Genomic DNA, 24,375 nt, shown 5'->3' on the forward strand with positions numbered 1-24,375 from the left:
GCATTTTCAGAAGTCGTCTGCGCTGAATCTGACAGCACGCAACGAAGCACTCGGGTTGGTTCGGAGGCGGGGTCGGCGCCCCGCAGGCGGGATCGCCTATCGCATCAGCTGGTCACCTGTCGGACCTTGAACACGATCGAGTCGAAGACGGTGCGTGCTTCTCTGGTCAGCTCTGGATTGATCGATTCGTGGAATTGGACCACCCAGAACATGGCGCGCTGGCCGTTCAGGTCGACCACCCGGTAGGTTTCCCGTTCAGCGGCGGTCGAGTACCAGCGGGTGCATAGGTTCGAGTATTCGGAGTGAACGCAAAACTGACCGTTGTCGCAGGCTTTGATGTCCACGTCGCCCTCGACGGAGTGGTCGAACTCGACACCGGAGTAATCGCCCACCACGACCTCGACGGGAGGGGTGCTGGACGTTGACGTCTGGGCCGTCATCGCGTCGACGAAGGCCTTAGCCGACGGATTGACCTCGACGAGCGCGCCCTGCCACGCGCATGCGTCCGTCGGCACATGGTCGGAGGGCCACCAACCCACGAAAACCGCCATATCATCCGGGTGATCCGGGTCGTCCTTTCCCAGGCCATCGCCGTCGGCCGACCAGCCGTCTGGGACGGTGATCTCGAAATTCTCTGCGAAGCTGGTGACGAGGTATGTACCAGCGTCGATGTCGCCGCTGTCCGGCAGCGGTGGGACCGTGGGCAGCGGTGGGACCGTGCGAGCCTCCGTAGTCGACGCGGAGGGCGGCGTCTCGGTAGTCGATGCGGGGGGCGGTGCCTCGGTGGCGGTGCAAGCCGAGAGGCCTACGGGCCCGAGTAGTCCGACGGAAAAGATCGATGCCAAGGCTATAGCGCGGCGTAGCAGCGAGGACATGGAGGCCTCCAAGGGCGAGCTTTGTGATGGGCACGTTACGCCCACGTGTCAGCGGCTACAAGGGGTAGGTACTGAGGCCCGCAAACGGGACGGTAGGTCACCGAACCGCCGGCGGGGACAAGAACACCGGCCAGGCAGTGCAGCAGCGTGGACTTGCCGGATCCGGACGGGCCCATGACGGCGAGGACCTCCCCTGCGTGGGCGTCGAGGTCGATGCCCCCGCAATGCCGCCGCCTGTCCGAATCCGCGTCCTTCTTCCGGCGGGTCAGTTCACGCATCCGAGCCATGTGTTCGCTGCGCTGCACATCGAGCAGCCGGTCGGCGTCGTCGTCGTCGAGCAACAAGGCGATCACCGTCTTGGCAAAGAGCTAGCTTTGCAGGGACTCCGACGGAACGTCGGGGGTGAACAGCCACTCGCGCACCCTTTCCTGGGCGGCGACGGTGATCTCGTATTTCTTGCGGTCCGGACCGCCGCCGGACTCTTCGCCCAGGTCCCGGATCAGTTCGTCACGGACCATTCGAGCCAGGGTGGAGTACACCTTCCCGAAAGCCAAAGCTTTTCCGGCTCCGAAGTAGCGGTCGTAAGAGTAGCTTTGCATCCAATGCACGTCACCGTGTCGCGGCCCCGGACGCAAGGAAAAAGACAGGCTGCAAGTCCGAGGGATTACGCGACGGAGTTGCATAGGTGCGTGCAGACGACTTCTGACATTCGGTGCAGACGACTTCTGAAACTGACACCCGTGTCTCGACCGCGAAACAGGACCTTGACCGGCAGATTGACGCACTACGAGGCCAGGGGATCCTCCTCTTCGGCCAAATGGAACGAACCTACGCGATCGAACGCGCAGCCCACGCGCGTGCCGTCGCCGTCGCTAAAGGCAAACGGATCGGCCGACCCAGCCTGATCGACCCAGCGAAGCTCGCCTACGCCGCACACCTTCGCGACCAGGAAAATCAGTCCATCTCCGAGATCGTCAAAGCCACGGGTATCACCCGCTCCAGCCTCTACCGTTATCTGCCGCCCCGTCCACCGGAAACACTGACCGCTGAGGACCAGCAGGATGCGTAGGAGCCCAGCGTCGATGGCGGTTGGCGCACGCGCCTTCGAACAAAACGACGGCTGGTGCAAACGACTCCTGAAACTGACATCTTCGCCGTCTCATGAACGGTCGTTCACGGCTATCGGTGTGTCCGCTTTCGGTACAGAGTTGTAAAGGGAACGTGCGCACCGGAATCCTATATGCGAGGTTGCCGTGTCCTCGGCTTGTGGGGAGCGGGCGGCTGGGCGGTAGCGCAGGCAGTACTCCGGAGCGCACAGGTGTGAGCCTCCTTTGAGTACGCGGCGCGGGATGCCGGACCCGGGTTCAGCGCTTTCGGCGGCCTTATCCTGGTGCGGCGTGCATGCGCACCCGCCTGCCCTGTCGTGAGTCCCGGCTACTGCTGCTGTGTCGTGGCGGGTCGAGTAGTAGCTGCTGGTCCATTCCCAGACGTTTCCGATCATGTCGGAGAGCCCGTACCCGTTCGGGGGGAACGTGCCGGCCGGGGACGTTCCCTTCCATCCGTTCGCGCCCGTGTGGAGGTACGGGAATCTCCCTTGCCAGGTGTTGGCCATGAGCACGCCGTCCGGGCGGGGCTCGTTGCCCCAGGCGTAGGTGAACGCGTCGGATAGTCCGCCCCTGGCCGCGTATTCCCATTCGGCTTCGTCCGGCAGCCGTTTGCCGGCCCAGGCGGCGTAAGCACCGGCGTCCGCGTAGGACACCTGCACGGCCGGGTGGTCCTCGCCGCCTGCGGTTGAGGATCCGGGGCCAAGTGGCTGCTGCCAGGAAGCGCCGGGGACCCAGCGCCACCATTGTCTCCAGTCGCTCAGGTCCACCGGTCCGGGTGAGGGCGTGAAAACCAGCGCGCCCGGGGTCAGGTCCTGGGGTGACAGGTCGGGAAAGTCCGCCGGGTCCAGCGGCCGCTCGGCTACTGTCAGGTAGCCCGTGGCGGCAACAAAGAGGGCGAATTCCGCGTTGGTGACCGGACGCTGATCGAGCTCGAAGGCCGGTACGCGGACGCGGTGCGCGGGTCCCTCGTCGGGGTAGAAGGCGTCCGATCCCATCAGGAACTCGCCGGCTGGAATTCGCAGCATCGTCGTCGTGACTGGCATGCCGGGCGTTGTCCTTCCCGTCCGCGTGGGCCCGCTGTTCCGGGAGGTGGGGACCCGGTTGCGTCGCGCCATGGCTTGAGCCGATGCTACCTGCCGCCGCGCCATCGTTCCAGACGCATCAGATGTCCACTGGGCAGGTGTTCCTCAGACGCCATGCCGTATCGATCCGACGCCCACGGCCAACAGGTTCATTCCTTTGGGGTGAGGTGGAGGTCGGCGGGGCCGAGCAGAGTGAATGGTGAGCCACCAGCAACCAACGAGGGAAGTCCCATGTCCATTACGGAGTACAAGCCAGGTGACAAGTTCCCGGGCGTGGCCGGGCGGACGGTCGAGGAGTCGGAAGCGGCCTGGCCTGCTCCTCAACGGGCTGCTGAAGGAGCACCGAACGTGCTGCTCGTCGTGCTCGATGACGTGGGCTACGGACAGATCTCCTGCTTCGGCGGACTGGTCGAGACACCGAACATCGACCGTGTCGCGGCGAGCGGCCTGCGGTACGCGAACATGCACACGCCTGCGTTATGTTCACCGAGCCGGTCGTGCATCCTGACCGGCCGCAACCATCATTCCAACGGAGTCGCGTCCGTCATGGAGTTGGCAACCGGCTTCCCTGGTTACGACGGCCGGATGCCGTTCGAGAATGGCATGCTGCCCGAGATGTTGATTGACCACGGCTACAACACGTTCTGTGTGGGCAAGTGGCATCTGTCGCCGTCGGAGGACAACTCCCCGGCCGGACCGTTCCACCGCCGTCCTCTCGGGCGCGGATTCGAGCGCTACTACGGGTTCCTAGGCGGCGAGACCAACCACTGGTATCCCGACCTCATCCAGGACAACGCGCCGGTCCGGCAGCCGCGGCTGCCGGAGGACGGATACCACCTGAGCGAGGATCTGGCGGATCAGGCGATCAGGATGATCCTGGACAGCGAGGCCAACGCGCCGGAGAAGCCGTTCTTTTTGTACTACGCCACCGGGGCGGGGCATGCCCCGCACCACGTGCCGAAGGACTGGGCGGACCGCTACCGCGGCAGGTTCGACGAAGGTTGGGACGCCTACCGCGAAACGGTGTTCGCCCGGCAAAAGAAGACCGGCCTGTTCCCGGCCGATGCCGAACTATCGCCACGTGACCCTGACGTTCCCAAGTGGAGTTCGCTGAGCGGCGACGAGCGTCGGTTGTATGCCCGCATGATGGAGGTCTACGCCGGATTCGTCTCGCACGCGGACCACCACCTCGGACGCGTGCTGGACACGCTTGAGCAGATCGGCGAGCTCGAGAACACCCTGGTCATGGTCATCTCAGACAACGGCGCCTCGGCCGAAGGCGGCGTGAAGGGCTCCTTCAACGAGATGCTGTTCTTCAATCAGGTTCCCGTGAACTTCGAAGACAACCTTGCCATGATCGACGAACTGGGCGGTCCGCGGACGTACAACCACTACCCGTGGGGCTGGACCTGGGCGGGCAACACGCCGTTCAGGCGCTGGAAGGGCGAGACGTACCGCGGTGGGGCGACCGACCCGTTCGTCGTCGCCTGGCCGGCGAGGATCGCGGCCCGCGGCGAAGTCCGCAGCCAGTACGCGCACGCGATCGACCTGGTGCCGACCGTTCTCGACGCCCTTGGCGTTGATCCGCCGGCCGCCGTGCGCGGAGTCGCCCAGGCGCCGCTCGAAGGGGTCAGTTTCGCCGGTTCCTTCGACGCGGCGGACGCGCCGACCGGCCACACGACGCAGTACTTTGAGATGTTCGGTCATCGGGCCATCTACCACGACGGGTGGCGGGCGGTCTGTCCCTGGCCGGGGCCGAATTACACGGAGGCCGCAGCCATGGGCCGCCGACAGGGTGATCCGATCACACCGGAGGTCCTCCAACAGCTCGACGCGAGCGGATGGGAGCTCTACGACCTCAACGAGGATCCCACGGAGTCATCCAACGTCGCCGCCGAGCACCCCGACCGGCTGCGCGAGCTGATCGCCCTGTGGTGGGAGGAAGCCGGGAAGCACAAAGTTCTGCCGCTGGACGGCTCGCTACAGGCACGTCTGGCGACGGAGCGTCCGCAGACATCGAGGCCCCGCACCCGCTTCATCTATCGCCCGCACACCTCCTCGGTCCCGGCCTTCGCGGCGCCACCGATCCACAACCGGCCGCACTCCATCGAGGCCGACGTCGAGATCCCGGCCGACGGCGCAAGTGGCGTTCTCCTCGCGCAGGGTGGAGATGCCGGCGGCTACGCCTTCTTCGTGGAAGACGGACGCCCGCGGTACCTGTACAACTACGTCGGACGCGAACAGTTCGAGGTGTCCTCGTCCGAACCGCTATCTCCGGGACGGCATGCCGTCCGGTACGAGTTCGAGCCCACCGGTCCGCCTGACTTCAAGGTGGGCAAAGGAACGCCCGGACGCGCCCAGCTCTACATCGACGGCAAACTCGTTGGAAACGCAGACTTCCCCTACACCACGCCGCACGTATTCGAGCTCGAGGGCCTCAGCTGTGGTTACGACTTTGGTGCCCCGGCAACCAAGAACTATCAGCCGCCGTTCACGTTCACGGGCACGATCCACTCGGTGACAGTCGAAGTGTCGGGCGAGTTGATCCGCGACAGCGACGCCGATATAGCCCGACTGATGGCGCAGCAGTAAGGCGGAAAAGCAGCTTTGCTCCCAACACGTTATGGGTTGCTGGGCGGATAAACCCGGCAAGCTCGCGAACCCCGCAACGTCGGGAGCGGCGGATCATCGCCCTGCGCGTGAACCGGCGGTGGGGACCCGCCCGGATCGGGTATCTGCTGGACAGGGACCGCGGCGAACCGGCGCCCCGGCTACGCCTACCTGCACAACGCCGTGGACGACCACTCACGCTTCGCCTACACCGAGATCCTCGAGGACGAGAAGAAAGAGACCGCCGCCGGCTTCTGGGAACGCGCCAACGACGCCTTCAAGGCCGCCGGCATCACCGTGAAACGCGTACTCACCGATAACGGCTCCTGCTACCGCTCACACGCCTTCAGAGACGCCCTGGGCCCCGAGCGGTTGTATGACTACCGGACCTTGGACCTGCTGAATGACGACGAGACCAAGGATGCGCTCGTGCAGCCGGCCGAGCAGCGGGATGTTCACTGGGACCTTTCCGCCCTCGAGCTGATAGTACATATGTCTGGCGGGTACCCATATTTCGTCCAGGCCTGCGGCAAACATGCTGGGATGTGCGTACCGAGAACGGCCGCATCGCGATCGAGGACGCAGAAATTGGCGCAGCCAAAGCACGCCAGGAGGTCGACCGCGGGTTGTACCAGTCACGCTGAGAGGGCGACGCCGGCACAGCGTGAAGTCATGAAGGCGATGGCCGAGGACGGCGGAGGTCCCTCGGCAATTCAGGATTTCGTCACGCGCACTGGCAAATCGCGCACTAGCGACCTATCCGTCTCACGACGTGTATTGATCAAGAACGGTCACATTTACGCTCCCGACAGGGGCTTCGTAGCCTTTACAGTTCCAGGGATGGCCGACTTCATCCACCGGAAGGTCCTTGACTAGGTCAGTAGACCTCAGTTGATGGCTTACGCCGATTGGTCGCGGTCCGGTCCCGTCCGGTCCCCTGAATAGGACGCCGACGGCGCCTGGCCGGCCTACTATGGCGAGCGGCTTGTACGCCTGGGAGACCTGCCGGGAGAGCCGTGGATTTCTACGGCGTTGTATATCGCTTCGCCCAGAGCGGTCGGCTGACGTTCGGTACCGCTCCGGCGTACGAGGGCTACACGTGGGAACGGCGTCCCCTCCACGCGATACCTCGTCCAAAACCCTTTCCTCGACTAGTCCCGCTGCGCAAAATAGCCCGCGTGTCAGTTTCAGAAGTCGTCTGCACCAGCCCCGTTCTTCCGCGGAATCCAGTGCAGACGACTACTGAAACTGACATGAGGCGTCGTTTTGCCGAAGTCGTCTGCCCAGGCACAAAGGGTCGTTTTCGACTATGTAGACCGGGCTTTTTTGATCAAGGCGGTGGAACTCAGCGGCGGGTTTCATGTAGCTGCAGATCCGGTCGGGTTCGCCAGTTGGTGAAGTTGCCGCTCAGACGCGGAGCGCAGCCCAGCGACGGCAGTTCAGGTCGGATGCGACACGGTTTTCGTAACCGGACTTGAACCGTACTGACCGGTCTGTCTGGTTGCGTGTAGTGTCTGCTGGTGATGGAACACTCTCAGAGCTTATTAGCTGACCCAACTGGCACTTCTGCCCCTTCACGGCCGTCTCGCGTTGGCGCACGGGAGCGCATATTGGCTGCCTCCTACGAGTTGTTCGCACAGCGTGCCATCCGCGATGTCGGCATAGCTGAGCTGATTTCGCGGGCCGGGGTTGCCAAGGCCACGTTCTATGGACACTTCACCTCCAAGGATGAGTTGGTCCTGGCCTTCCTGGAACGTTGCCATCAGGATCTTACTGTCGAGCAGATCATCGCTGAATGCAGGAAAAGATCCACCGACCCAACAGCCCAGTTACTGGCTATTTTCGATGTTCTGGACGGGTGGTTTCGCCGGGATGACTTCCAGGCCTGCGCTTTCGTGAGCACCATGCTGGAAATGGGCCCCACCCATCCCTTGGGAGAGGCATCCGTCAGCTATCTGGCCCAGGTAAGGGCCTTTATGCGAACTCTCGCCGAGGAGGCGGGTCTCGATCAGCCGGACGTTTTTGCCCGGTCCTGCCACATCCTGACGAAGGGCTCCATTATCTCAGCTGTCGAAGGAGATAGAGAGGCAGCCGTGTGGGCCAAGCGGATGGCCGTTTCCCTCATCTCCAGCCACGGGGGCCTCACCGCTCCAGCCGGTAGCGGGCTGGCGAAGACCAGCAACGGAATCCACAACAACCACGCCCTGACACACGCTCGTCCGGCGCCCGCGCCGGGAAGTAGCTGATTCGCCTCACCTCTGTATCTCCGCCGGACGATGATCCGGCAGTTCCGCTTAGCGTCCCTGTCCAGGGCACCGAGTTTTGAGGCCGCCGTAGCCGAACGGCGGACCACCGCACCTCATTGAAAAGAGCCATCGTGGCGTATGCAGAGTTCGACCAGTTCCTCCAGGAAGCCACCTATCGTGAACAGGAGTCAGACTCGACTCTTGACGCGGACTCCTTTTTTGGCCTCTACACCAGCTGGTGCAGCGTGTCCCGCTACACCCCTCGGACGGAGCACACCTTCTGGGCCGCGATGAGACATCGCGTCGGGCCCGGACAGTGCCTGCGGATGAAGGGACCGGCGGCTGCGGACTACATCCTGACCAGCTACCGGGCCGTGGTGTGAACCCCGCCATGACCACAGCGTCAAGCAGTTACATACCTCGGGACGCGCATCAGCCACGGGGAAAACGCCCCTGGTGCCCAGTGTGTGACACCGACCTGCACCTCGAGGTTGATTCACCGACCGTTCCGGGTCGGCAGGCAGGCACTCTCGCGGTGGCCGTCCTCTGTTCCAATTGCCGCAGCTCCCGGGTGCTGGACACCACAGCAGAGCATCTGGCCGCCCTGTCCGCGCAGCCAACCCGTGGTTGTCCGTTCCCCTATCTGAAGGCGCGCCATGACCCTTTTCGCTGAGCAGAATGTTCCACCTCCGACCGACCAGGCCCGGGACTTTCTTGCCGGTCTGCTGCTGCGCACGGCACAGGGCGATCATCAGGCATTCAGTGAGTTCTACCTCCGCACATCCCGCCAGGTCACAGGATTGGTCCAGCGCGTCATCATCGACCGGGAGCTCAGCGAGGAAGCCGTTCAGGAAATATACATCGTCGTCTGGCAGGACGCAGCGAAATACCAGCCGACCACCGGGACTCCGACGGCCTGGCTGATGACCATCGCCCACCGACGGGCAGTCGACAAAGTCCGGTCAAACCAAAGTAGCCGGAACCGTGACCATCGATGGGCAGCGACCGCGCCAAACGCCCACGACGGCGTCCTCGATGCCGTGGCAGACAAGATGGACGCCCGGAACCTCATCGCTTCGTTGGCATGCCTATCGGCTCTGCAGCGCGAATCCATTGTCCTTGCCTATTTCGGTTCTTTGACCTACCGGGAAATCTCCGTGAAGCTCTGTGTGCCGCTGCCCACGATCAAATCAAGAATCAGGGATGGCCTCCAAAGGCTCAGGACGCAACTCGAATCTGTCGGCTAGGCGACGCCTGGAGCGACTAACCCCATGGATAATCTGGCCCGCCAGCGTGCCCAGCGGGGGCCTTGCCCGTGCGGAATTTCGTCGAAACGTCCCTTGAGTTAGACAGCGACGTCAGGCGGGAGCGCAGCAGTCAGTGCGCGTTCAAGCAGCATCAGGTCGATCTGACCAAGCTCGTCAAGACCGTAGATGAAGGCTTCCAGTTCAAAGGGCCCGGCGTTACCGCCGACGCTAAAATAGCTGAGCCAAATTTCGTCTAAAGACATCTCGCTGGTTGCGACGAGGTCTCGGGCCCGGGATCGGGCGTCCATATCCCAATGCTAGAAAGGCGTCAGCCTCACCACAAGACACTGTTGCTACCCCCGGACGATCTCACCGAAGTCGACGCCATAGGCAGTCCCCGAAAGTATTGAGCGGCGGCACGCGATGCTGTGGTTTTTGTCAGAGCTCCCTGACATTTATGGACCCATGAGTACTGACTCAGAGACTCAGACGCCTGGAGTCATAGGGAAAACTGCCCTAGTCTCCGGCGCGTCACGGTGGGACCATAGGGACAGGAGCGAGAACGCACAGCGCTGATAAGGCGCTTCTTCTCTTGGCGGCGAGGAACAATACGTGCCGACCCCGCCTGGAGATCATCCCGGAAAACCGTCCCGGCAGGATACGAGCACCACGGGCCAGCGCCACCGGGACTCCGAGAGGAAGCTCGAACCCACCAGCGCGAAGCCAGGGCAAGCCGGTTGGCTCAAGCGGCCTTCGCCATCGTAGGGGCTCGCGGTACCGGGAAGGACCCCTGGTACGGGAGGAAATCAATGGACGTCGACGTTCTACGCCGAGTGGTCAGGAACGGCCTGGACGACGGAAACTTCACCCTGCTGGATCTCTCGCTAGGGTTCTGGGCAAACGGAGGCCACGCCGAGGCATGGGACCTGGACGCTTTCATTTACGGCCTGAAGACTCTGTCCGGTTCCGACATACTCGTTTTGGCCTGGACGCTCGAGGAATTTCACCACGCCTGAGGGATCGGCACCACCACAGGCCCTGGAGCCGATCCCTCAGGCGTTCTGCTGGTTCCCGGCAGTCAGCATCTCTGGTGGCCGGGGCGGCAGGAGACGGTAGTGGCTGGACCGTCTTCTCGGCCCAGCGGATAAATTCTTCAGCGAATGAGGGCTGATTCGCACACAACGGCGTGGTCCCGTCTTGGTCCCGTGCGGACGACTTCTGACATTCCGTGCAGACGACTTCTGAATCTGACACCGTGACGCGGGGACGGCACAGCGCTACGGGCATGCGAGCGCGCTGGGCCCGTTGCGCGTCGCCACCCCGGAACCGTAGCGACAAGTGCTGTAGGGACCGTGCCCGGTGGCGGGAAGCATCGAGCGGGACCGGGGGTGGCGTTCGTCGGCCGCCAGGGTCCATTCTGACGTCGGGATCCTTGAACGCATCACCCCACGTGGACGCGGGCGTCGGGCGGGATCCGTCTCGTGCTGCCGGATGATCTCCCGCACGACGGGAGGGGTGTCCCCGCGTCCCAGGAGAAGGTACCGCATCAGGTGGGCGAGGGGGTTCCCTTCAGACCATTCCCAATGACGCCGGTGGTGTCCCTGAGTGCCAGCAGAATCGCGGCGATGGCGTTGGGGGCTGCGGGACTTTCCACCCGGAGGATGCGGTGGCCGTCGACGTCGACGCCGTGAACGTCGAGGGTCCCCTCGAAGTTGGACGGGTCGATGATGTCGATTTCGAGGAAGATGACGTCAGCGGTCCCGGGGACAGCGTTCTGGCCGCGCTGGTCCACCTCTTTCTCTGCGTATTCCGCGGGGTCGTCGGCCTGGCGGCGGTGGGCAATCAGGTTCAGTGCCCCGTCGTGGTCCAGTGAGTCGGCGATGAAGCGGCGGGCGGTGTCGTCGAACCTGATGATGTCCGCGCGCAGTTCCGTGGTCCGTGCGATCCGGGAGACCAGCGAGATCGCAATGATGCCCAGGATGAAGAACCCCAGAGATGGCCAGTCCGTCGGGTTTCTCGATGACGTTCTCAGCCACCTGCTGCCCAGCAGATAGACGCTCATGATGGCCGCGGCCGTCGTCAGCAGCCGGCGGGTGAGCGGAAACGCAATCAGGGCGGGCCCGACGATATCCCCGAGGCCGCCACGCGAAGTCAGGTCCCCGGTCCAGGCGGCCATTGCGGCTGGGTTGTTGATGACCTCGACGATGCCGGCGAAGCCGTGGTGGTGGCGGCATTCAGGACCAGGAATACCGCCACCACCACGGCTTCGCTGAATCCGAGCAGGAAAACGCCGCCCACGATGAGCAACAGCACCACCGTGATGAGTACGGCCTGGCCGTGCATGAACTCGGGGATGTAGGGATTCTCCAGCATGTGCACCGTGGCGTCCGCCGAGGAGAGCGTGATGGTGATGATCCAGGACGTGGCGACAAATCCGAGAAGGATCAGCACAAAGATCTTTCCAGGGTGGAGAAGTAGTCGACGCCGGTCAGGCACATGACCTTCCACCAGGCCTGCGGAACAGCGTGGTCTTCCGGGCTCTCCGGACCGACCACCGGCTGGAGACGATGCTTCAGCAGCCACCGCACCAGTGGATTTCCGGTGTCGGACTCCGGCCGTGGCCGTCGCACCTCTGCCGGGATGGTTTGGTGGCCTGTACCGCTCATAACGCTGGCGGCCCATGTCGACGCGGTCTACAGCGGTCAGCCGTCATCCTGGTGGGTGGCGGCAGAATCGCCTCCACCCACTGTTTCCTCGGCAGCGGTTTCGCTTTCGGATATCCGGAAGGCGCTATTGGAGTGGTGTTCGTTCTTGTGGCGCGCTTCCTCCAAGTGATGCTCCAGCTTTTCCTCCGCCTGCCGCCGACGCTGCCCGACAGTGCGTATCTGCTGCGTCGTCGGCACTGCATGGGAATGCTGGTGCGGCCCACGGTCCTGCGCCGGCTCGTCGTGTTTCTCGCTCATATGGGCATCATCCCTTTGACCTTGATTGTCATGAGATTGCCTGCGCTGTTTCCTATTTCTCTCCCCGGCCGGCTCGAGGGGGTGCCGGGCAAAGGGTCTTCTAGGTTGCCCTTGAGACTCCCACCGGCCGATAACCGAGCGTTACACCCTGCTCCGGCGTCCGGCGACGGCTCCGTAGACCAGCAACACGATGATGGCGCCGAGGATGGCGAGGAGCCAGGTCCGCAGGTCGAAGAAGTCGGCGAGACCTCCGCCGAAGATCAACGAACCAATCCAGCCGCCCAGGATTGCTCCCACGACGCCCAGAACCAGAGTGATCACCCACCCGCCGCCTTGGCGGCCTGGAAGGATGGCCTTAGCGATCGCACCTGCGATGAGCCCCAGCAGAAGAAATCCGAGAATGCCCATGACTGCACTTCCTTTGGTTTGGGGCCGTCGCGAGTCAGCGGCCGTATCAATGATTTAATCAGCATGCTTACGATTCCGCAATACCTGCCACTGGTGCGTGGTCAAACAAGCCGGTTCGGCCCTCCGGGACCGCGAGCTCCTCGACCTCGTGTCCCGGTGTGACGGGGAACCCGCCGTCCAGTTGCGCTGGCTGCAGACCCGGATGAAGCAGGCCGCCCCGCAGGCCCTGCTCGTAGCGCGCTAGGGTGCCGTGTTTCGGAAGGTGAACGCCAACCCAGCTCCAAGACCATCCGCTGCTCCGCAACGGCCCTTCTGAAGCCTCAAAAGGGCGGTTACGGAGCAACCGATGGGGGAGGAGGGGGCGCCCTACTTAACCCCGGCGCCCGGCAGCGGCTCCGTCGCGCCCAGGGAGTCGGCGACGAAGGCGTAGTCCCAGGCGCGTTCCTTCCACTGCACGTAGCGGCCCGAGGCGCCGCCGTGGCCGCCCTCCATCTCGATCTTCATCACGATCGGCTCGCTGCCGGTGTTCAGTTCGCGCAGCCGCTGCACCCACTTGGCGGGCTCCACGTAGAGCACCCGCGTGTCATTGAACGAGGTGACCGCCGCGATCTTGGGGTAGGCCACCGCGCGGACGTTCTCGTACGGGGTGTAGGACTTCATGTACTCGTACACGGCGCGGTCGGTGATCGGGTTGCCCCATTCCTCCCACTCCAGCGCGGAGAGCGGCAGCTCGGGATCCAGGATGGTGGTCAGGGCGTCCACGAACGGGACGGCGGCCACAATGGCCGCGTACTTCTCCGGCGCCTGGTTGGCGACGGCGCCCATCAGCAGGCCGCCGGCCGAGCCGCCCATGGCCGCGATCCGGGCCGGGTCCACCCAGCCGGACTGCGCCAGCCAGTCGGTGGCGGCGATGAAGTCCGTGAAGGTGTTCTTCTTCTGCAGCTTCTTGCCGGTGTCGTACCAGTGCCGGCCCAGTTCCCCGCCGCCGCGGATGTGCGCGATCACAAACACGATGCCCCGGTCCAGCAGGGACAGCCGCGGGATCCCGAAGCTGGGGTCCATGCTCATCTCGTAGGAGCCGTAGCCGTACACCAGCCCCGCCGCCGTCGAGTCCCGGACCACCGAGGCGTGCCGCAGCACGGAGAGCGGGATGCGGGTCCCGTCGGATGCCTCCGCCCACTCGCGGGTGGCGACGTAGTCCGCGGCGGAGTAACCGCCCAGCACCGGGCTTTCCTTGCGCAGCAGCAGCTCCCCGGCGGGTTGTTCCGCGGTGGGCAGCACAAAGTCATAGACCCGGGACGGGGTGAAGTAGGAGGTGTAGCCCATCCGGATCACGGGGGCCGCGTAGTCGGACCCGGCCACGCCCGCGGTGTAGAGCTCCTCCTCGAAGGCCGGCTCCACCGGCGCGCCCTGCTCCGGCGTGCCCAGCCCGGCCAGCGGCAGGACCTGCACCCGCTCGATCGTGTCCTTGCGGACCGAGACCACCAGATGCGTGGAGGTGACGCCGGCGCCGTTGACCCGCACCTGGTCGGAGTGCTCGACGACGGTGGTCCAGTGCTGCTCGGCGAGCGGCTTTTTGAGCTCGGCCGGGTCCAGCAGCGAGACCATGGAGTTGATGGCGTCCCTGTTGTGGGTCAGCACGATCGCCTCGGCCTGCGTCCCGGCGGCGTCGGTGAGCAGGAACGGCTCTGCCTCGTAAAGGATGCGCTCGTCCCGGGAGATCACGGTGGCCAGCCCGGCGTCGGGCGCGTCGAAGCGCAGCAGCCGGGTCTCGCTGAACTCGGAACACCCGATGCCCAGCACCAGGTGGCGCCGGTCGGCGGAGAGCTCGAAGCCCAGCCACATGGCGACGTCGTCCTCCTGGTAGATGACCTCGTCCCCCTCGACGGGCGTGCCGAGCACGTGGGACTTCACCTGGTAGGGCCGCCAGGCGTCGTCCACCACGGTGTAGAAGATCCGGGTGCCGTCGGGGGAGAAGGAGATGCCGTAGAAGATGTTCTCGATCACGTCGGGCAGGAGTTCCCCGGTCCGCAGGTCCTTGATCCGCAGCGTGAATCGCTCGTCCCCGGCGTTGTCCACGGCGTAGGCGTAGAGGTTCCCGTCGATGGTCACGGCGGCCCCGCCGACGGCGAAGAACGGCTTGCCCTCGGCCTCGACGTTGCAGTCCAGCAGGATCTCCTCGCCCGGAACCTCGACGCCGACCTCGACGGCGGGTGGCGTCCAGTCGGCGACGCGGTCCCCGGTGTCCCGGGCCCGGACGCGGCACTGGATGCCGTATTCCTTGCCTTCCACCGAGCGGGTGTAGTACCACCAGCCGTCCTTGCGGTTGGGTACGGAGAGGTCCGTCTCCTGGGTGCGGCCCTTGATCTCGCCGAAGATGGCCTCGCGCAGCGGCTCCTGGTGGGCGGTCACGGCCTCCTGGTAGTCGTTCTCGGCCTTGAGGAGTTCCACGACCTCGGCGGATTCCTTGTCCCGCAGCCACTCGTAGTTGTCCTCGAAGGCATCACCGTGGTGCGTGCGGAGGGCGGGGATCTTCTTGGCAACCGGGGGCTGCGGGGACGGCTGCACGGGAGTCTGGGTCATGGACCCAATCTACCGCCCGGGGAGGGGGAGTCCGCCACCAGCCGGGGCCACCCGGCCGCGGCCCGCGCAGCGTCTCAGTTCCCGTTCTGCAGCCCGTTCGCGGCGACGTACTCGGCCAGGGTGCCGGAGGCCAGCGCGGCGGCCACGGCGGCGGTCGCGGCGGGGTTCTGCAGGATGATGGACTGCCCGTCCCGGCTGAATCCCGTGCCGGCGGTGGGGAGGGTGAAGAACACGGCGTTGCCCGGGGACGTGCCGCGCAGGCTGAACGCCAGCTGTTCCAGCGTCTCCACCGTGAGCGCCGGGGACACCGTGACATGGGGGAGGACGGTCTGCACCAGCTGCTTCACGGTGCCCCGGTCCGACAGCCCGCCCTCGGCGGCCATCTTGGCCATCACGGCCTTGAGGAAGGTCTGCTGGTTCCGGACCCGCTGGTAGTCCCCGTCGGAGAAGGCGTGGCGCTCGCGGACAAAGGCCAGCGCCTGCAGCCCGTTGAGCCGGTTCACCCCCGGCGGGAAATACACAAAGTCGTCGACGGTCCCCTGAAAGCCTCGTGGGATATTGACGTCCACCCCGCCGAGCGCATCGGTCAGGGCGGCGAAGCCCTCGAAGTCCAGCATCACGGTGTGGGTGATGGGCTGGCCCAGCAGGGCCTCCACGGTCCGCGTCATGAGCGGCAGTCCGCCGAGCTCCAGCCCGGCGTTGACCTTGGCCGCGCCGTAGCCGGGGACGTCCACCCAGACGTCGCGCATGATGGAGATGCCGTAGATGCTCTGTCGGTCCGCCGGGAGATGGAGGAGGACCAGGGCGTCCCCGCGCTGGTCCGACGTGGCGCCGGACGCCGCGGCGGCCCGGGCATTGACCCGGCTGTCGCTGCCCACCAGCAGGATGTTAAGCGCGGTGGGCGGCGGATCCGGGGTCGGGGTCGGGGTGGGTTCCGGGGCGGGTTCGGGCGTGGTTGGCCCCGGTGCCGGGGCGGAGGTCTGCGCCGGGGACGCGGTTTCGGTGCGCGGCTGGTTCAGCAGGAACGCGGCGACGGCGGCGGCGAGGACCACCAGCCCGGCAATGATGGCGATGGCAATGGTGCGGCGGCGGTGCAATCCGCCCGGTGCCGCGGCGGGGCCTGCGGCTGCTTCTGCTGGTTCCGGCGACGTTCCCATGGCCGGACATTACCACCGCGCTGCGTCAAATAGTGCTGGCGGCGCAGAGGCAGATTCGGTCAGCCGTGCTGGCGGGCGAACCGCAGGATGGTGAGGATGGCCGGGGCCAGCTCGTCCTCCATCTGGTTGTAGAACTCCTGGCCGCGCCGGTAGGGGTCCACCACGTCGTTGTCGGCGGCCTCCGGCGCCAGCGACAGGTGCCGCACGGACGCTGCCCGGGCCGGGAGTTCCCGCCAGAACGCGGGAAGGTCGACGACGGCGGACGGCGCGTCGCGCTGTTCGAGGACCTGCAGCATCCGGGCAAACTCGCGGATGGTGAAGGTGCGCTTCAGCAGGGACGCATCCATCTGCATCACAGCACCGCGGTGTTTGGCGGTCATCGCCAGCACCAGGTCAGACTCCCGGAGGATTTTGGGCGTCAGCAGCCGGGCCGCAAAATCATCCGGGGTCCCGCCGTAGGTCCTGATGATCTCGGCCGAGGGCGGCTGGATCGGATCTCCCACCATGGCCCGGGTTCCGGCGCTGCTCACAACAAAGGCGCCGGGCTGGACCTGGTCCAGGCCGGTCTGCAGCAGGCGCTCGGCGACCGGTGAGCGGCAGATGTTGCCGGTGCAGACCGTCAGGATGCGGACGGGGTGGGGCGCTTCCAAGGTTTTCCCAACTTCCGGTAGCGAGACTCGTGGCTGTGGCGTGGCTTTCGAGTCTAGCCGGGGCGGGCGCTACGGGTCCCTTTAGGGAGATAGGGCTGCTTTCTGTCGTTCTTGAAAATAAAGCATCTTGATATTGAAGATTCACGCTTTTCTGCGTACAGTCGTCAGAGGTTGCCGACACGCTCGGCAGGAGCTGGCCCCATGGGGGGGTTCGCCGCACAAGAACTTGGGGTAAAACGATGTCGGAGACAAAGAGCCTGGCCGCACCGAGAGCCACTTTCGACCGCCGGGCTGTTGTTAAGGGCGCCGCATGGAGCGTGCCGGTTATCGCGGCCGCTATTGCAGCGCCGGCCGCGGCGGCGTCGGCGCGGACCGCGACAATCACCCTTGATGGGGACGGCTCGACGGTACAATACGCACCAACAAAAACTGCAGGCACAGTGAGGAGCGGAACTGCTCCGACTGGCTTCACGATCCATAACACCCCTGGTGCTATCAGCGGCAACTATGTCGTGACAATTACGATCGCTCGCTCGTCAAGTTCCACGCCCGGCATCGGATTCGGAATCAACGAAGGATCTGTGGCGGGCGCCGGATCGTACAAACAAAATGTCCGTACAATCACTTACAACGTCCCCGTCTCGGTTGCCGGTGGGGCAACCCAGAGCTTTACTTTCGGGTCCTATTCGCACGATGCAACCAATGGTCCCGGTGGCACTTACACCATGACCGTGACCATTGGTTTCCCTAGCAACAGTGCGAGTGCTTCCTCCACTGCGGGCCTCAGGCTGGCATAAAACTCTCAAGCCGCCAAGCTCGGGGGCAGTGGGTTTAAGCAGTGATCTAATGTGTCCTTGCGTCGGATATCTTTGGAAGAGCCATTTTCGTATCGCGCCTCGTGGCTGGCGGGCACAGGGCGGACGTCGCCGATCGTCCGTACGTGCGCCGGATCATGGGGGAGCGGGTTGAAGGTGTCAAGGGACTTGAACATTGACGTGCTGGAAACGCATTTTGTTGTTCGTTGGGCTTCAGCCGTGACGCCTGATCAGCAGGAGTCAATGGCACAGGCCTGGCGCCGGTGCCTCACAGACAAGCAAGGCTCCCTGATGTGGGAAACGACGCATCACCCCTTTAGCATGCACTTCACGGCATCCGTTTTCTTCAGGTCAAGAATCCCTAACGGTGGCGTGCTGCACCTTGGCTCGGACACATTCGAGGGCTTGGCCGAAGCCGTGACATCGGAGGTTACGGTTGCTGCCATCCTGGAACGCGCCGGCGAACTGACCATGCTCCATGCATGCGGCGTTGCGGACTCCGACGGCGCTGTTGTTGCATTGGTCGCCAAGTCCGGGACGGGTAAGACTACGGCCTCTTCCCAGCTTGCGCGAACCTTCGGCTATATAACAGACGAAACAGTAGCTATCCGACCCGATGGGTCGGTCGTGCCGTACCCGAAGCCGCTGTCCGTTAAACAGACAACGCCGGGTGCCGCCAAATTGCAGGTAGGCCCGGACGAGTTGGGCCTGCGAGTTGCGCCGGACAATCCCCGCATTGCGGCCATCGCGCTGCTAGACAGGGTTTCAGGCGGTAACCACCAATGGCCCGTCATCGAACCGGTCCCATTGGTGGAGGCAGTGCTGGCGCTAATTCCGGACACGTCCTCCCAGGCCGAAGTGGTCCAGCCGCTTCAGTCGCTCTGCAGGCTGATCGACAGCGTGGGCGGAGTGTTCAGGGTCAGCTATTCGGAAGCGGCCGACCTGACGGACAGCCTGGCGCCGCTTTTCCTCGCGGCGTCGGTCGAGTTACCGGAGGCCGGCCGGGAGTGGTCGCCTGCTATGGGGGCTCCGGGAGCGGAGCAACCCACTGACCCTGCCGGCGCAGAACCACTCGATTCAATCCCCGCGGGCTGGTTGCAGAGGACCGACGCCGTTGACGCGGTGGAGATCGGCGGGGACCTCCTGGTCCTAACGGAAACCGAACTCACCAGGCTCAGCGGCATCGGACCCATCATCTGGCAGACGGCCCAGGGTCCCGTCTCAATGGAGACTTTGGTGGGCAGGATCGAAGCCCTGCATGGACTGACCGAGGGCTATGAAGCGCTGCTCGATGCGGCCGTTGACGGGCTGGTCAGCCAGGGACTGCTCCTGCGGGGTTAATATGCACAACAACGCGGTCGCTGTACCGTACAGTAAATTTTCGTGTGGGTCGCTGGGGCCAGGCACGGGGGAGAGGACCTAAGCGTGACTGGTTTCGAAACGGCCGACAACAACGGGCAGACACCGGCGGGGCTCGCGCTGGAGGACTACCTGCGCATCGCCCGGGCCCGCTGGAAGGGCATCCTTGCCTTCACCCTCGCCCTGACCGTGCTCGCCTTCTGCTGGACCCTTCTGCAGCCGAAGATCTACTCTGCACAGTCCACAGGGATCGTGGTGGCCGGCGGCTCGGACAACCTCAGCCTGTCGCTCATGAGCGAGAATTTGGCCCAGACCAAGGCCGCCAAGTACGAGTCCGTGGCCAAGTCCCGGCTTGTGGCCGAGCGCGTCGTCACTTCGCTTGGCCTCACGACATCACCGGACGCCCTGCTTGGATCGGTCACTGTGGCCGTGCCGAAGGAAAGCGCCCAGCTCGCTGTCAACGCAACGTCCACGGACCCCGCAATGGCCCAGCGCGTCGCGGACGCCTGGGTCAAGGGCCTCGCCGAGCAAGTTCGGGAATTGGAAAGCATCCAAGCGGTGGAAGGCTCAGGCGTCGTCCCTGTTCCGGTCATTCGGGTGGTGCCGTTGGGTCAAGCCGTCCTGCCGACCGCTCCGACCTCTCCCAACGTGAAGTTGTCGCTGGGCATCGGGGCTCTGGCCGGATTGGTGCTCGGACTCGCCTACGCCTCCATTCGCCACCGCCTGGACCGCCGGCTCCGCAGTGCCACCGCGATCGAACGCCGCTTCGGGGTGCCCGTGCTGGGGACGCTCCCGGTGGACCACCGCCTGGACGGGAAGAGTAAAGTTCTGGACGACGGGTTCAGCCCTATCGCGGCAGGTGAAGGCTCGCATGCCATCACTGAGGCGCTGCGGGAGCTGCGGACTAATCTTCAGTACGTTGACGTCGATAATCCCCCGCGGATCATTGTGGTGACGAGTTCCGTCCCGGCGGAGGGCAAGTCGACGGTGACGGCCAACCTGGCCGTCACCATGGCCGCCGCCGGCGAGAACGTTGTGGTCGTCGATGGCGATCTGCGCCGCCCCACCCTGGTCGATGTCTTCAACCTGGTCCCCGGCGTCGGTGTCACGGACGTCCTGAGTGGCCACGCCGAACTGGAGGACGTGCTGCAGGAATGGAGCGCCATGCCAAACCTGCGGGTGCTCGGATCCGGCCGGATCCCGCCGAACCCCAGCGAGCTCTTGGGATCGCAAGCCATGAAGACGCTGCTCAAAACCCTCGCCCAGGACGCCATCGTGCTGGTCGACGCCCCGCCCCTGCTCCCCGTCACGGACGCCGCCGTCCTCACGCGCATTGCCGACGGAGCAATTGTGGTCATCAGGGCCGGCAAGACCACCGATGAGGAGCTGGGCAAGTCCCTCGGCAACCTCAACCGGGTGAACGGCAACGTCCTCGGCACCATCCTCAACCGTGTGCCCACTACCGGCGCCGGCGCATACCGGTACTACACCGAGTACCAGTCCCACGAGCCGGAGCCGCAGCCCGTGCGGTAGCAATGAAAGTATCCCCTTGGAGCAACAGCTCCAAGGGGATTTTCATTTGCCCGAAAAGTTAGCCCACTCCGCCAGCGCGGTTCAGCGGCCAGAATCTGCCCGCCACTTGGCCGACGACGGCCGAGGACGGAATCGTCCTGATGCATTCGACCGGTTCAACCGAGGGCGTCCGGCAGGCGATGGCGGAATCCACCGAGTTGGAACGGTGGTCACCCAGCGCCACCAGTTCGCCCTCGGGAACGGTAAACGGGGGGAAGCACCTGGGTGACCGGACGGGGGTCTGGCAGTCGAGGCTGCCCGCCTCAAACGGCAGGTCCTCGTAAATGTAGGGCTCGTCAAGCGGCTGGCCGTCGATGCGCAGTTTGCCGTCATCGCCGCAGCAGCTGATGGTCTGGCCGCCGGTCGCAATTACCCGCTTCACCAGGAATTGTTCGTTCGAGGGTCCGATCCCGGTCACGTCACCAAAGGAACGGACAAGCCCCGCGACCCCGCCGCTGCGGGCCACCGCAGATTCGGCCCGCCAGCTGTCCGGCCGCGTGAACACCACGATGTCTCCGGTGCCCGGCCCTGAACCAAAATAGGCAAGCCGGTTGACCAGGATTCTGTCGCCGCCGTCCGCGGAACCCTGCAGCGTCGGCTCCATCGATCCGGACGGGATCCGGTAGGCCTTCACCAGGAACCCCTGCACGAGGGAGACGGCCACCAGGGCGATCAGCATGTTGCGGAGCACGGAGGCCCAGAGGGGGAGCTTCTTGCCGGCGCTGATCTTCACGAGTTCAAGCTATCACCGGCGATCCGCGCCCGAGTGCCGCAAACAGCCCCGGTGCTTGACGCATCTCCCGCCTTCCGCATATCCTGAACGAACGGTCGGTAATTATTTATCGGAAATGCATAGGAGCAACCATGGCATCGCAGACCCTGCAGTCAGTGCCCGGAGAGCCAACAGCGGCACGGCACGAACAGAGCCTTGAAGATGTGGCCCGGCGTGAGGCCGAAGGCCAGGCATACTTCGACAAAGTCATGGCGGAAGATTCGCGGATCGAACCCCGCGACTGGATGCCTCCGGCATACCGCAAGACCCTGCTGCGCCAGATCTCCCAGCACGCGCACTCGGAGATCATCGGCATGCAGCCGGAAGCCAACTGGATCTCCCGCGCCCCCAGCCTCAAGCGCAAGGCCATCCTGATGGCCAAGGTCCAGGACGAGGCCGGCCACGGGCTGTACCTGTACTCCGCCGCCGAGACCCTCGGCCAGCCGCGCGATCAGATGATGCAGGACCTGATGGACGGCAAGGCCAAATATTCCTCCATCTTCAACTACCCCGCCCGCACCTGGGCTGACATGGGTGCCATCGGCTGGATGGTCGACGGCGCCGCGATCGCCAACCAGGTGCCGCTCTGCCGCGCCTCCTTCGGCCCCTACGGCCGCGCCATGGTCCGGGTCTGCAAGGAAGAATCCTTCCACCAGCGCCAGGGCTTCGAGATCCTGCTCGAACTCTCCCACGGCACCCCCGAGCAGAAGCAGATGGCCCAGGAGGCCGTGAACCGCTGGTACGCCCCGGCCCTGATGATGTTCGGCCCGCCGGATGACGACTCGCCCAACTCCAAGCAGTCCATGGCCTGGAACATCAAGCGCTTCAGCAACGACGAACTGCGCAACCGCTTCGTCGGGATGATGATGGAGCAGGTCAAGGTCCTGGAGCTCACCCTCCCGGACAAGGACATCCGCTTCAACGAAGACACCAAGAAATGGGAGCACGGCCCGCTGGACTGGGATGAATTCCACGAAGTCCTCGCCGGCCGCGGCCCCTGCAACGCCCAGCGCCTGGAACGGCGCCGCGAAGCCCACAACGACGGCACCTGGGTCCGCGAAGCCGCCGCCGCCTACGCGGACAAACAGAGCCGCAAGCAAGCAGAGAAGGAATCCGCAGCATGACCACCCCCGAACCGCACGCAGGCAACGTCTGGCCCATCTGGGAAGTCTTCGTCCGCTCCAGCCGCGGCCTCTCCCACGTCCACGCCGGCTCCCTGCACGCGCCGGACGCCGCCATGGCCCTGCGCAATGCCCGCGACCTTTACACGCGCCGCAACGAAGGCGTGTCCATCTGGGTCGTCCCGGCGGACGCCATAGCTTCCAGCGATCCGGACGCCAAGGGCTCGTTCTTCGAGTCGCCCCAGGGCAAGGACTACCGGCACGCAACGTACTACACCAAGAGCGAGGGCGTGAAGCACCTGTGAGCACCTCACCTGAAACTGCGGCCGCTGCGGCCCCCGCCGAAACAGAAGAATCCGGCGGCCACGGCGACATCTCCGTCGGCGTCAAGGGCTCCGGCAACAGCGGCGAGGCCACGGCCAGCGCCACCCGCATCACCCCCGGCAACGCCCTCCGGCCCGAGGACATCGCCCTGGCCGTGTCCCGCGGCACCGCCAAGCCAAGCGCGGACGCCGCCGAGTTCGCCCTGCGCCTGGGCGATGACGCCCTCGTGCTCGCCCAGCGCCTGGGCCACTGGATCTCCCGCGCCCCGGAGCTCGAGGAGGACATTGCCTTGGGCAACATCGCCCTGGACCAGCTGGGCCACGCCCGGTCCTTCCTCAGCTACGCCGGCGGACTCGACGGCCGGAGCGAGGATGACCTCGCGTACTTCCGCCGCGAGCCCGAGTTCCGTTCCGTGGAGATCTTCGAACTCCCGAACGGCGACTTTGCCGTCACCATCGCCCGGCAGTTCGTCGTCAGCTACTACCAGTTCGAGCTGTACCGCCGGCTGACGCAGTCCACCGACGCCACCCTGGCCGGCATCGCCGCCAAGGCCGTCAAGGAAGTGGACTATCACCGGGACCACAGCGCCCAGTGGGTGCTGCGCCTGGCCCAGGGCACGGACGAGTCCCGCGCGAAGATGATTCACGCATTCAAGGTCATCTGGCCCTACGTCGACGAGCTGTTCCGCGACGACGAACTCACCGCCCGCCTCAGCGCGGCCGGCGCCGCCGTCGAGCCCTCCAGCCTGCGCGCCGACTTCGACCGCCTCGCCGGCGAGGTCCTCGCCGCCGCTGAACTGGAGATTCCCAAGGTCCAGCCCGCCCCCGGCGGCGGACGCCGCGGACTGCACTCCGAACACCTCGGCTACCTCCTCGCCGAAATGCAGGTGCTCGCCCGCGAGTACCCCGGAGCCAGCTGGTAAGCACCATGGACATGTACGTCAGCCACCCCACCGCGGCCACCAGCCGCGAAGACACAAGGACCCCCGAGCAGAAGGCCTGGGAGCTCGCTGCCACCGTCTGCGACCCGGAAATCCCGGTCCTCACCATCGAGGACCTGGGGATCCTGCGCAACGTCCAGCTTTACGACGACGGCGGCATGGTCCCCGCAGTGCAGGTCACCATCACGCCGACGTACTCTGGCTGCCCGGCCATGGACGCCATCCGCGATGACCTCACGGCGGCCTTCCACCACGAGGGCTACCCCAGCGTCAACGTGGAAATGGTTCTCTCCCCGGCGTGGACCACCGACTGGATGAGCGAGGCCGCCAAGGCCAAGCTGCAGGAGTACGGCATCGCGCCGCCCTCCGGCCACTCGGCGGCCGTGCGCCACGCCGGGCCGGTCCGCCTGTCCCTTGCCGTCAAGTGCCCGCAGTGTTCATCGCTGAACACCAAGGAACTCACCCGCTTCGGTTCCACCTCCTGCAAGGCGCTGTACGTCTGCCAGGACTGCAAGGAACCGTTCGACTACTTCAAAGTTTTGTAA

The 24,375-nt window shown here is 65.0% G+C and carries 25 protein-coding genes and 2 pseudogenes; 14 read left to right on the plus strand and 13 right to left on the minus strand.

The features are described 5' to 3' along the window. Positions 1 to 104: 104 nt before the first annotated feature. The 3 genes and pseudogenes from QK291_RS13495 to QK291_RS13505 form a co-directional block, all read right to left on the minus strand. The gene (locus QK291_RS13495) at positions 105 to 875 is read right to left on the minus strand and encodes a hypothetical protein (RefSeq protein WP_282382709.1); all 771 of its coding nucleotides are present in this window, start codon (positions 873 to 875) and stop codon (positions 105 to 107) included. Between the two features lie 89 nt (positions 876 to 964). Continuing rightward, positions 965 to 1,093, minus strand: a pseudogene (locus QK291_RS13500) (ATP-binding cassette domain-containing protein); the annotation flags it as partial. Between the two features lie 150 nt (positions 1,094 to 1,243). Further along, the gene (locus QK291_RS13505) at positions 1,244 to 1,474 is read right to left on the minus strand and encodes a PadR family transcriptional regulator (RefSeq protein ID WP_282382712.1); all 231 of its coding nucleotides are present in this window, start codon (positions 1,472 to 1,474) and stop codon (positions 1,244 to 1,246) included. Between the two features lie 218 nt (positions 1,475 to 1,692). On the opposite strand from QK291_RS13505, the gene QK291_RS13510 reads away from it, so the two are divergent. Beyond that, on the plus strand, positions 1,693 to 1,944 hold the full coding sequence (locus tag QK291_RS13510; protein WP_282382714.1) for a helix-turn-helix domain-containing protein: 252 nt from the start codon (positions 1,693 to 1,695) through the stop codon (positions 1,942 to 1,944). A gap of 90 nt (positions 1,945 to 2,034) precedes the next feature. Here QK291_RS13510 and QK291_RS13515 read toward each other — a convergent pair whose 3' ends face one another. Further along, complete coding sequence (locus tag QK291_RS13515; protein ID WP_282382716.1) at positions 2,035 to 3,024, minus strand: formylglycine-generating enzyme family protein; 990 nt, start codon at positions 3,022 to 3,024, stop codon at positions 2,035 to 2,037. Positions 3,025 to 3,294: 270 nt separating this feature from the next. Between QK291_RS13515 and QK291_RS13520 the strand changes: the two genes are divergently transcribed. From QK291_RS13520 to QK291_RS13540, 5 genes and pseudogenes are all read left to right on the plus strand, one after another. Continuing rightward, on the plus strand, positions 3,295 to 5,655 hold the full coding sequence (locus tag QK291_RS13520; protein WP_282382718.1) for an arylsulfatase: 2,361 nt from the start codon (positions 3,295 to 3,297) through the stop codon (positions 5,653 to 5,655). Positions 5,656 to 5,720: 65 nt separating this feature from the next. Beyond that, positions 5,721 to 6,039: pseudogene (locus tag QK291_RS13525) on the plus strand (DDE-type integrase/transposase/recombinase); the annotation flags it as partial. Between the two features lie 1,244 nt (positions 6,040 to 7,283). Then, positions 7,284 to 7,919 carry a TetR/AcrR family transcriptional regulator gene (locus tag QK291_RS13530; RefSeq protein ID WP_282382721.1) on the plus strand — a complete coding sequence of 212 codons (636 nt, stop codon included), beginning with the start codon at positions 7,284 to 7,286 and terminating at the stop codon, positions 7,917 to 7,919. Between the two features lie 131 nt (positions 7,920 to 8,050). Next, positions 8,051 to 8,302: a hypothetical protein gene (locus QK291_RS13535; protein ID WP_282382724.1), complete on the plus strand. Its 252-nt coding sequence runs from the start codon at positions 8,051 to 8,053 to the stop codon at positions 8,300 to 8,302. A 273-nt stretch (positions 8,303 to 8,575) separates the two neighbouring features. After that, positions 8,576 to 9,166, plus strand: coding sequence for a sigma-70 family RNA polymerase sigma factor (locus QK291_RS13540; RefSeq protein WP_282382726.1), 591 nt, complete (start codon positions 8,576 to 8,578; stop codon positions 9,164 to 9,166). Between the two features lie 98 nt (positions 9,167 to 9,264). On the opposite strand, the gene QK291_RS13545 is transcribed toward QK291_RS13540, so the two are convergent. Next, the gene (locus QK291_RS13545; protein ID WP_282382729.1) at positions 9,265 to 9,474 is read right to left on the minus strand and encodes a hypothetical protein; all 210 of its coding nucleotides are present in this window, start codon (positions 9,472 to 9,474) and stop codon (positions 9,265 to 9,267) included. A gap of 501 nt (positions 9,475 to 9,975) precedes the next feature. On the opposite strand from QK291_RS13545, the gene QK291_RS13550 reads away from it, so the two are divergent. Next, positions 9,976 to 10,182, plus strand: a complete 207-nt coding sequence (locus QK291_RS13550; RefSeq protein ID WP_282382732.1) for a hypothetical protein — start codon at positions 9,976 to 9,978, stop codon at positions 10,180 to 10,182. A 530-nt stretch (positions 10,183 to 10,712) separates the two neighbouring features. Here QK291_RS13550 and QK291_RS13555 read toward each other — a convergent pair. From QK291_RS13555 to QK291_RS13570, 4 genes are all read right to left on the minus strand, one after another. Further along, entirely contained in the window at positions 10,713 to 11,342 is a 630-nt protein-coding gene (locus tag QK291_RS13555) for a hypothetical protein (protein WP_282382735.1), read from the minus strand. Next, entirely contained in the window at positions 11,318 to 11,617 is a 300-nt protein-coding gene (locus QK291_RS13560; protein WP_348994577.1) for a hypothetical protein, read from the minus strand. Before QK291_RS13560 ends, QK291_RS13555 begins: the two co-directional genes overlap by 25 nt. A 251-nt stretch (positions 11,618 to 11,868) precedes the next feature. After that, positions 11,869 to 12,129, minus strand: a complete 261-nt coding sequence (locus QK291_RS13565; RefSeq protein ID WP_282382737.1) for a hypothetical protein — start codon at positions 12,127 to 12,129, stop codon at positions 11,869 to 11,871. 141 nt (positions 12,130 to 12,270) lie between these two features. Continuing rightward, complete coding sequence (locus tag QK291_RS13570; RefSeq protein ID WP_282382740.1) at positions 12,271 to 12,537, minus strand: GlsB/YeaQ/YmgE family stress response membrane protein; 267 nt, start codon at positions 12,535 to 12,537, stop codon at positions 12,271 to 12,273. 97 nt (positions 12,538 to 12,634) lie between these two features. On the opposite strand from QK291_RS13570, the gene QK291_RS13575 reads away from it, so the two are divergent. Then, a complete protein-coding gene (locus tag QK291_RS13575) occupies positions 12,635 to 12,781 on the plus strand; it encodes a hypothetical protein (protein ID WP_282382743.1) in 147 nt (48 codons plus the stop codon). Positions 12,782 to 12,903: 122 nt separating this feature from the next. Here QK291_RS13575 and QK291_RS13580 read toward each other — a convergent pair whose 3' ends face one another. The 3 genes from QK291_RS13580 to QK291_RS13590 form a co-directional block, all read right to left on the minus strand. Then, a complete protein-coding gene (locus QK291_RS13580) occupies positions 12,904 to 15,120 on the minus strand; it encodes a S9 family peptidase (protein ID WP_282382746.1) in 2,217 nt (738 codons plus the stop codon). Positions 15,121 to 15,194: 74 nt separating this feature from the next. Continuing rightward, positions 15,195 to 16,277 carry an LCP family protein gene (locus QK291_RS13585; protein WP_282382748.1) on the minus strand — a complete coding sequence of 361 codons (1,083 nt, stop codon included), beginning with the start codon at positions 16,275 to 16,277 and terminating at the stop codon, positions 15,195 to 15,197. Between the two features lie 59 nt (positions 16,278 to 16,336). Beyond that, positions 16,337 to 16,927, minus strand: coding sequence for a low molecular weight phosphatase family protein (locus QK291_RS13590; protein WP_282382750.1), 591 nt, complete (start codon positions 16,925 to 16,927; stop codon positions 16,337 to 16,339). A 983-nt stretch (positions 16,928 to 17,910) separates the two neighbouring features. Between QK291_RS13590 and QK291_RS13595 the strand changes: the two genes are divergently transcribed. Beyond that, positions 17,911 to 19,083 carry a hypothetical protein gene (locus QK291_RS13595; RefSeq protein ID WP_282382753.1) on the plus strand — a complete coding sequence of 391 codons (1,173 nt, stop codon included), beginning with the start codon at positions 17,911 to 17,913 and terminating at the stop codon, positions 19,081 to 19,083. A gap of 84 nt (positions 19,084 to 19,167) precedes the next feature. Beyond that, positions 19,168 to 20,634 carry a polysaccharide biosynthesis tyrosine autokinase gene (locus QK291_RS13600; RefSeq protein WP_282382756.1) on the plus strand — a complete coding sequence of 489 codons (1,467 nt, stop codon included), beginning with the start codon at positions 19,168 to 19,170 and terminating at the stop codon, positions 20,632 to 20,634. A gap of 58 nt (positions 20,635 to 20,692) precedes the next feature. Here QK291_RS13600 and lepB read toward each other — a convergent pair whose 3' ends face one another. After that, a complete protein-coding gene (gene lepB, locus QK291_RS13605) occupies positions 20,693 to 21,406 on the minus strand; it encodes a signal peptidase I (protein WP_282382758.1) in 714 nt (237 codons plus the stop codon). A gap of 131 nt (positions 21,407 to 21,537) precedes the next feature. Here lepB and paaA point away from each other — a divergent pair, with 131 nt between their 5' ends. From paaA to paaD, 4 genes are read left to right on the plus strand one after another with little or no spacing between them, the layout of a single operon-like run. After that, complete coding sequence (paaA, locus tag QK291_RS13610) at positions 21,538 to 22,569, plus strand: 1,2-phenylacetyl-CoA epoxidase subunit PaaA (RefSeq protein WP_282382760.1); 1,032 nt, start codon at positions 21,538 to 21,540, stop codon at positions 22,567 to 22,569. Next, positions 22,566 to 22,871, plus strand: a complete 306-nt coding sequence (gene paaB / locus QK291_RS13615) for a 1,2-phenylacetyl-CoA epoxidase subunit PaaB (protein WP_024367847.1) — start codon at positions 22,566 to 22,568, stop codon at positions 22,869 to 22,871. Before paaA ends, paaB begins: the two co-directional genes overlap by 4 nt. Then, positions 22,868 to 23,812, plus strand: coding sequence for a 1,2-phenylacetyl-CoA epoxidase subunit PaaC (paaC, locus tag QK291_RS13620; RefSeq protein WP_282382762.1), 945 nt, complete (start codon positions 22,868 to 22,870; stop codon positions 23,810 to 23,812). Before paaB ends, paaC begins: the two co-directional genes overlap by 4 nt. 11 nt (positions 23,813 to 23,823) lie before the next feature. Beyond that, the gene (gene paaD / locus QK291_RS13625) at positions 23,824 to 24,375 is read left to right on the plus strand and encodes a 1,2-phenylacetyl-CoA epoxidase subunit PaaD (RefSeq protein WP_282382812.1); all 552 of its coding nucleotides are present in this window, start codon (positions 23,824 to 23,826) and stop codon (positions 24,373 to 24,375) included.

Source organism: Arthrobacter sp. AL12, assembly GCF_029960645.1.
Classification (GTDB): Bacteria; Actinomycetota; Actinomycetes; order Actinomycetales; family Micrococcaceae; genus Arthrobacter.

Bases quoted from the DNA above. Each gene is read 5' to 3' on its own strand.
- QK291_RS13495 (WP_282382709.1), bottom strand. From the start codon at position 875: ATGTCCTCGCTGCTACGCCGCGCTATAGCCTTGGCATCGATCTTTTCC.
- QK291_RS13505 (WP_282382712.1), bottom strand. From the start codon at position 1,474: ATGCAAAGCTACTCTTACGACCGCTACTTCGGAGCCGGAAAAGCTTTG.
- QK291_RS13510 (WP_282382714.1), top strand. From the start codon at position 1,693: ATGGAACGAACCTACGCGATCGAACGCGCAGCCCACGCGCGTGCCGTC.
- QK291_RS13515 (WP_282382716.1), bottom strand. From the start codon at position 3,024: ATGCCAGTCACGACGACGATGCTGCGAATTCCAGCCGGCGAGTTCCTG.
- QK291_RS13520 (WP_282382718.1), top strand. From the start codon at position 3,295: ATGTCCATTACGGAGTACAAGCCAGGTGACAAGTTCCCGGGCGTGGCC.
- QK291_RS13540 (WP_282382726.1), top strand. From the start codon at position 8,576: ATGACCCTTTTCGCTGAGCAGAATGTTCCACCTCCGACCGACCAGGCC.
- QK291_RS13545 (WP_282382729.1), bottom strand. From the start codon at position 9,474: ATGGACGCCCGATCCCGGGCCCGAGACCTCGTCGCAACCAGCGAGATG.
- QK291_RS13550 (WP_282382732.1), top strand. From the start codon at position 9,976: ATGGACGTCGACGTTCTACGCCGAGTGGTCAGGAACGGCCTGGACGAC.
- QK291_RS13555 (WP_282382735.1), bottom strand. From the start codon at position 11,342: ATGGCCGCCTGGACCGGGGACCTGACTTCGCGTGGCGGCCTCGGGGAT.
- QK291_RS13565 (WP_282382737.1), bottom strand. From the start codon at position 12,129: ATGAGCGAGAAACACGACGAGCCGGCGCAGGACCGTGGGCCGCACCAG.
- QK291_RS13570 (WP_282382740.1), bottom strand. From the start codon at position 12,537: ATGGGCATTCTCGGATTTCTTCTGCTGGGGCTCATCGCAGGTGCGATC.
- QK291_RS13580 (WP_282382746.1), bottom strand. From the start codon at position 15,120: ATGACCCAGACTCCCGTGCAGCCGTCCCCGCAGCCCCCGGTTGCCAAG.
- QK291_RS13585 (WP_282382748.1), bottom strand. From the start codon at position 16,277: ATGGGAACGTCGCCGGAACCAGCAGAAGCAGCCGCAGGCCCCGCCGCG.
- paaA (WP_282382760.1), top strand. From the start codon at position 21,538: ATGGCATCGCAGACCCTGCAGTCAGTGCCCGGAGAGCCAACAGCGGCA.
- paaB (WP_024367847.1), top strand. From the start codon at position 22,566: ATGACCACCCCCGAACCGCACGCAGGCAACGTCTGGCCCATCTGGGAA.
- paaD (WP_282382812.1), top strand. From the start codon at position 23,824: ATGTACGTCAGCCACCCCACCGCGGCCACCAGCCGCGAAGACACAAGG.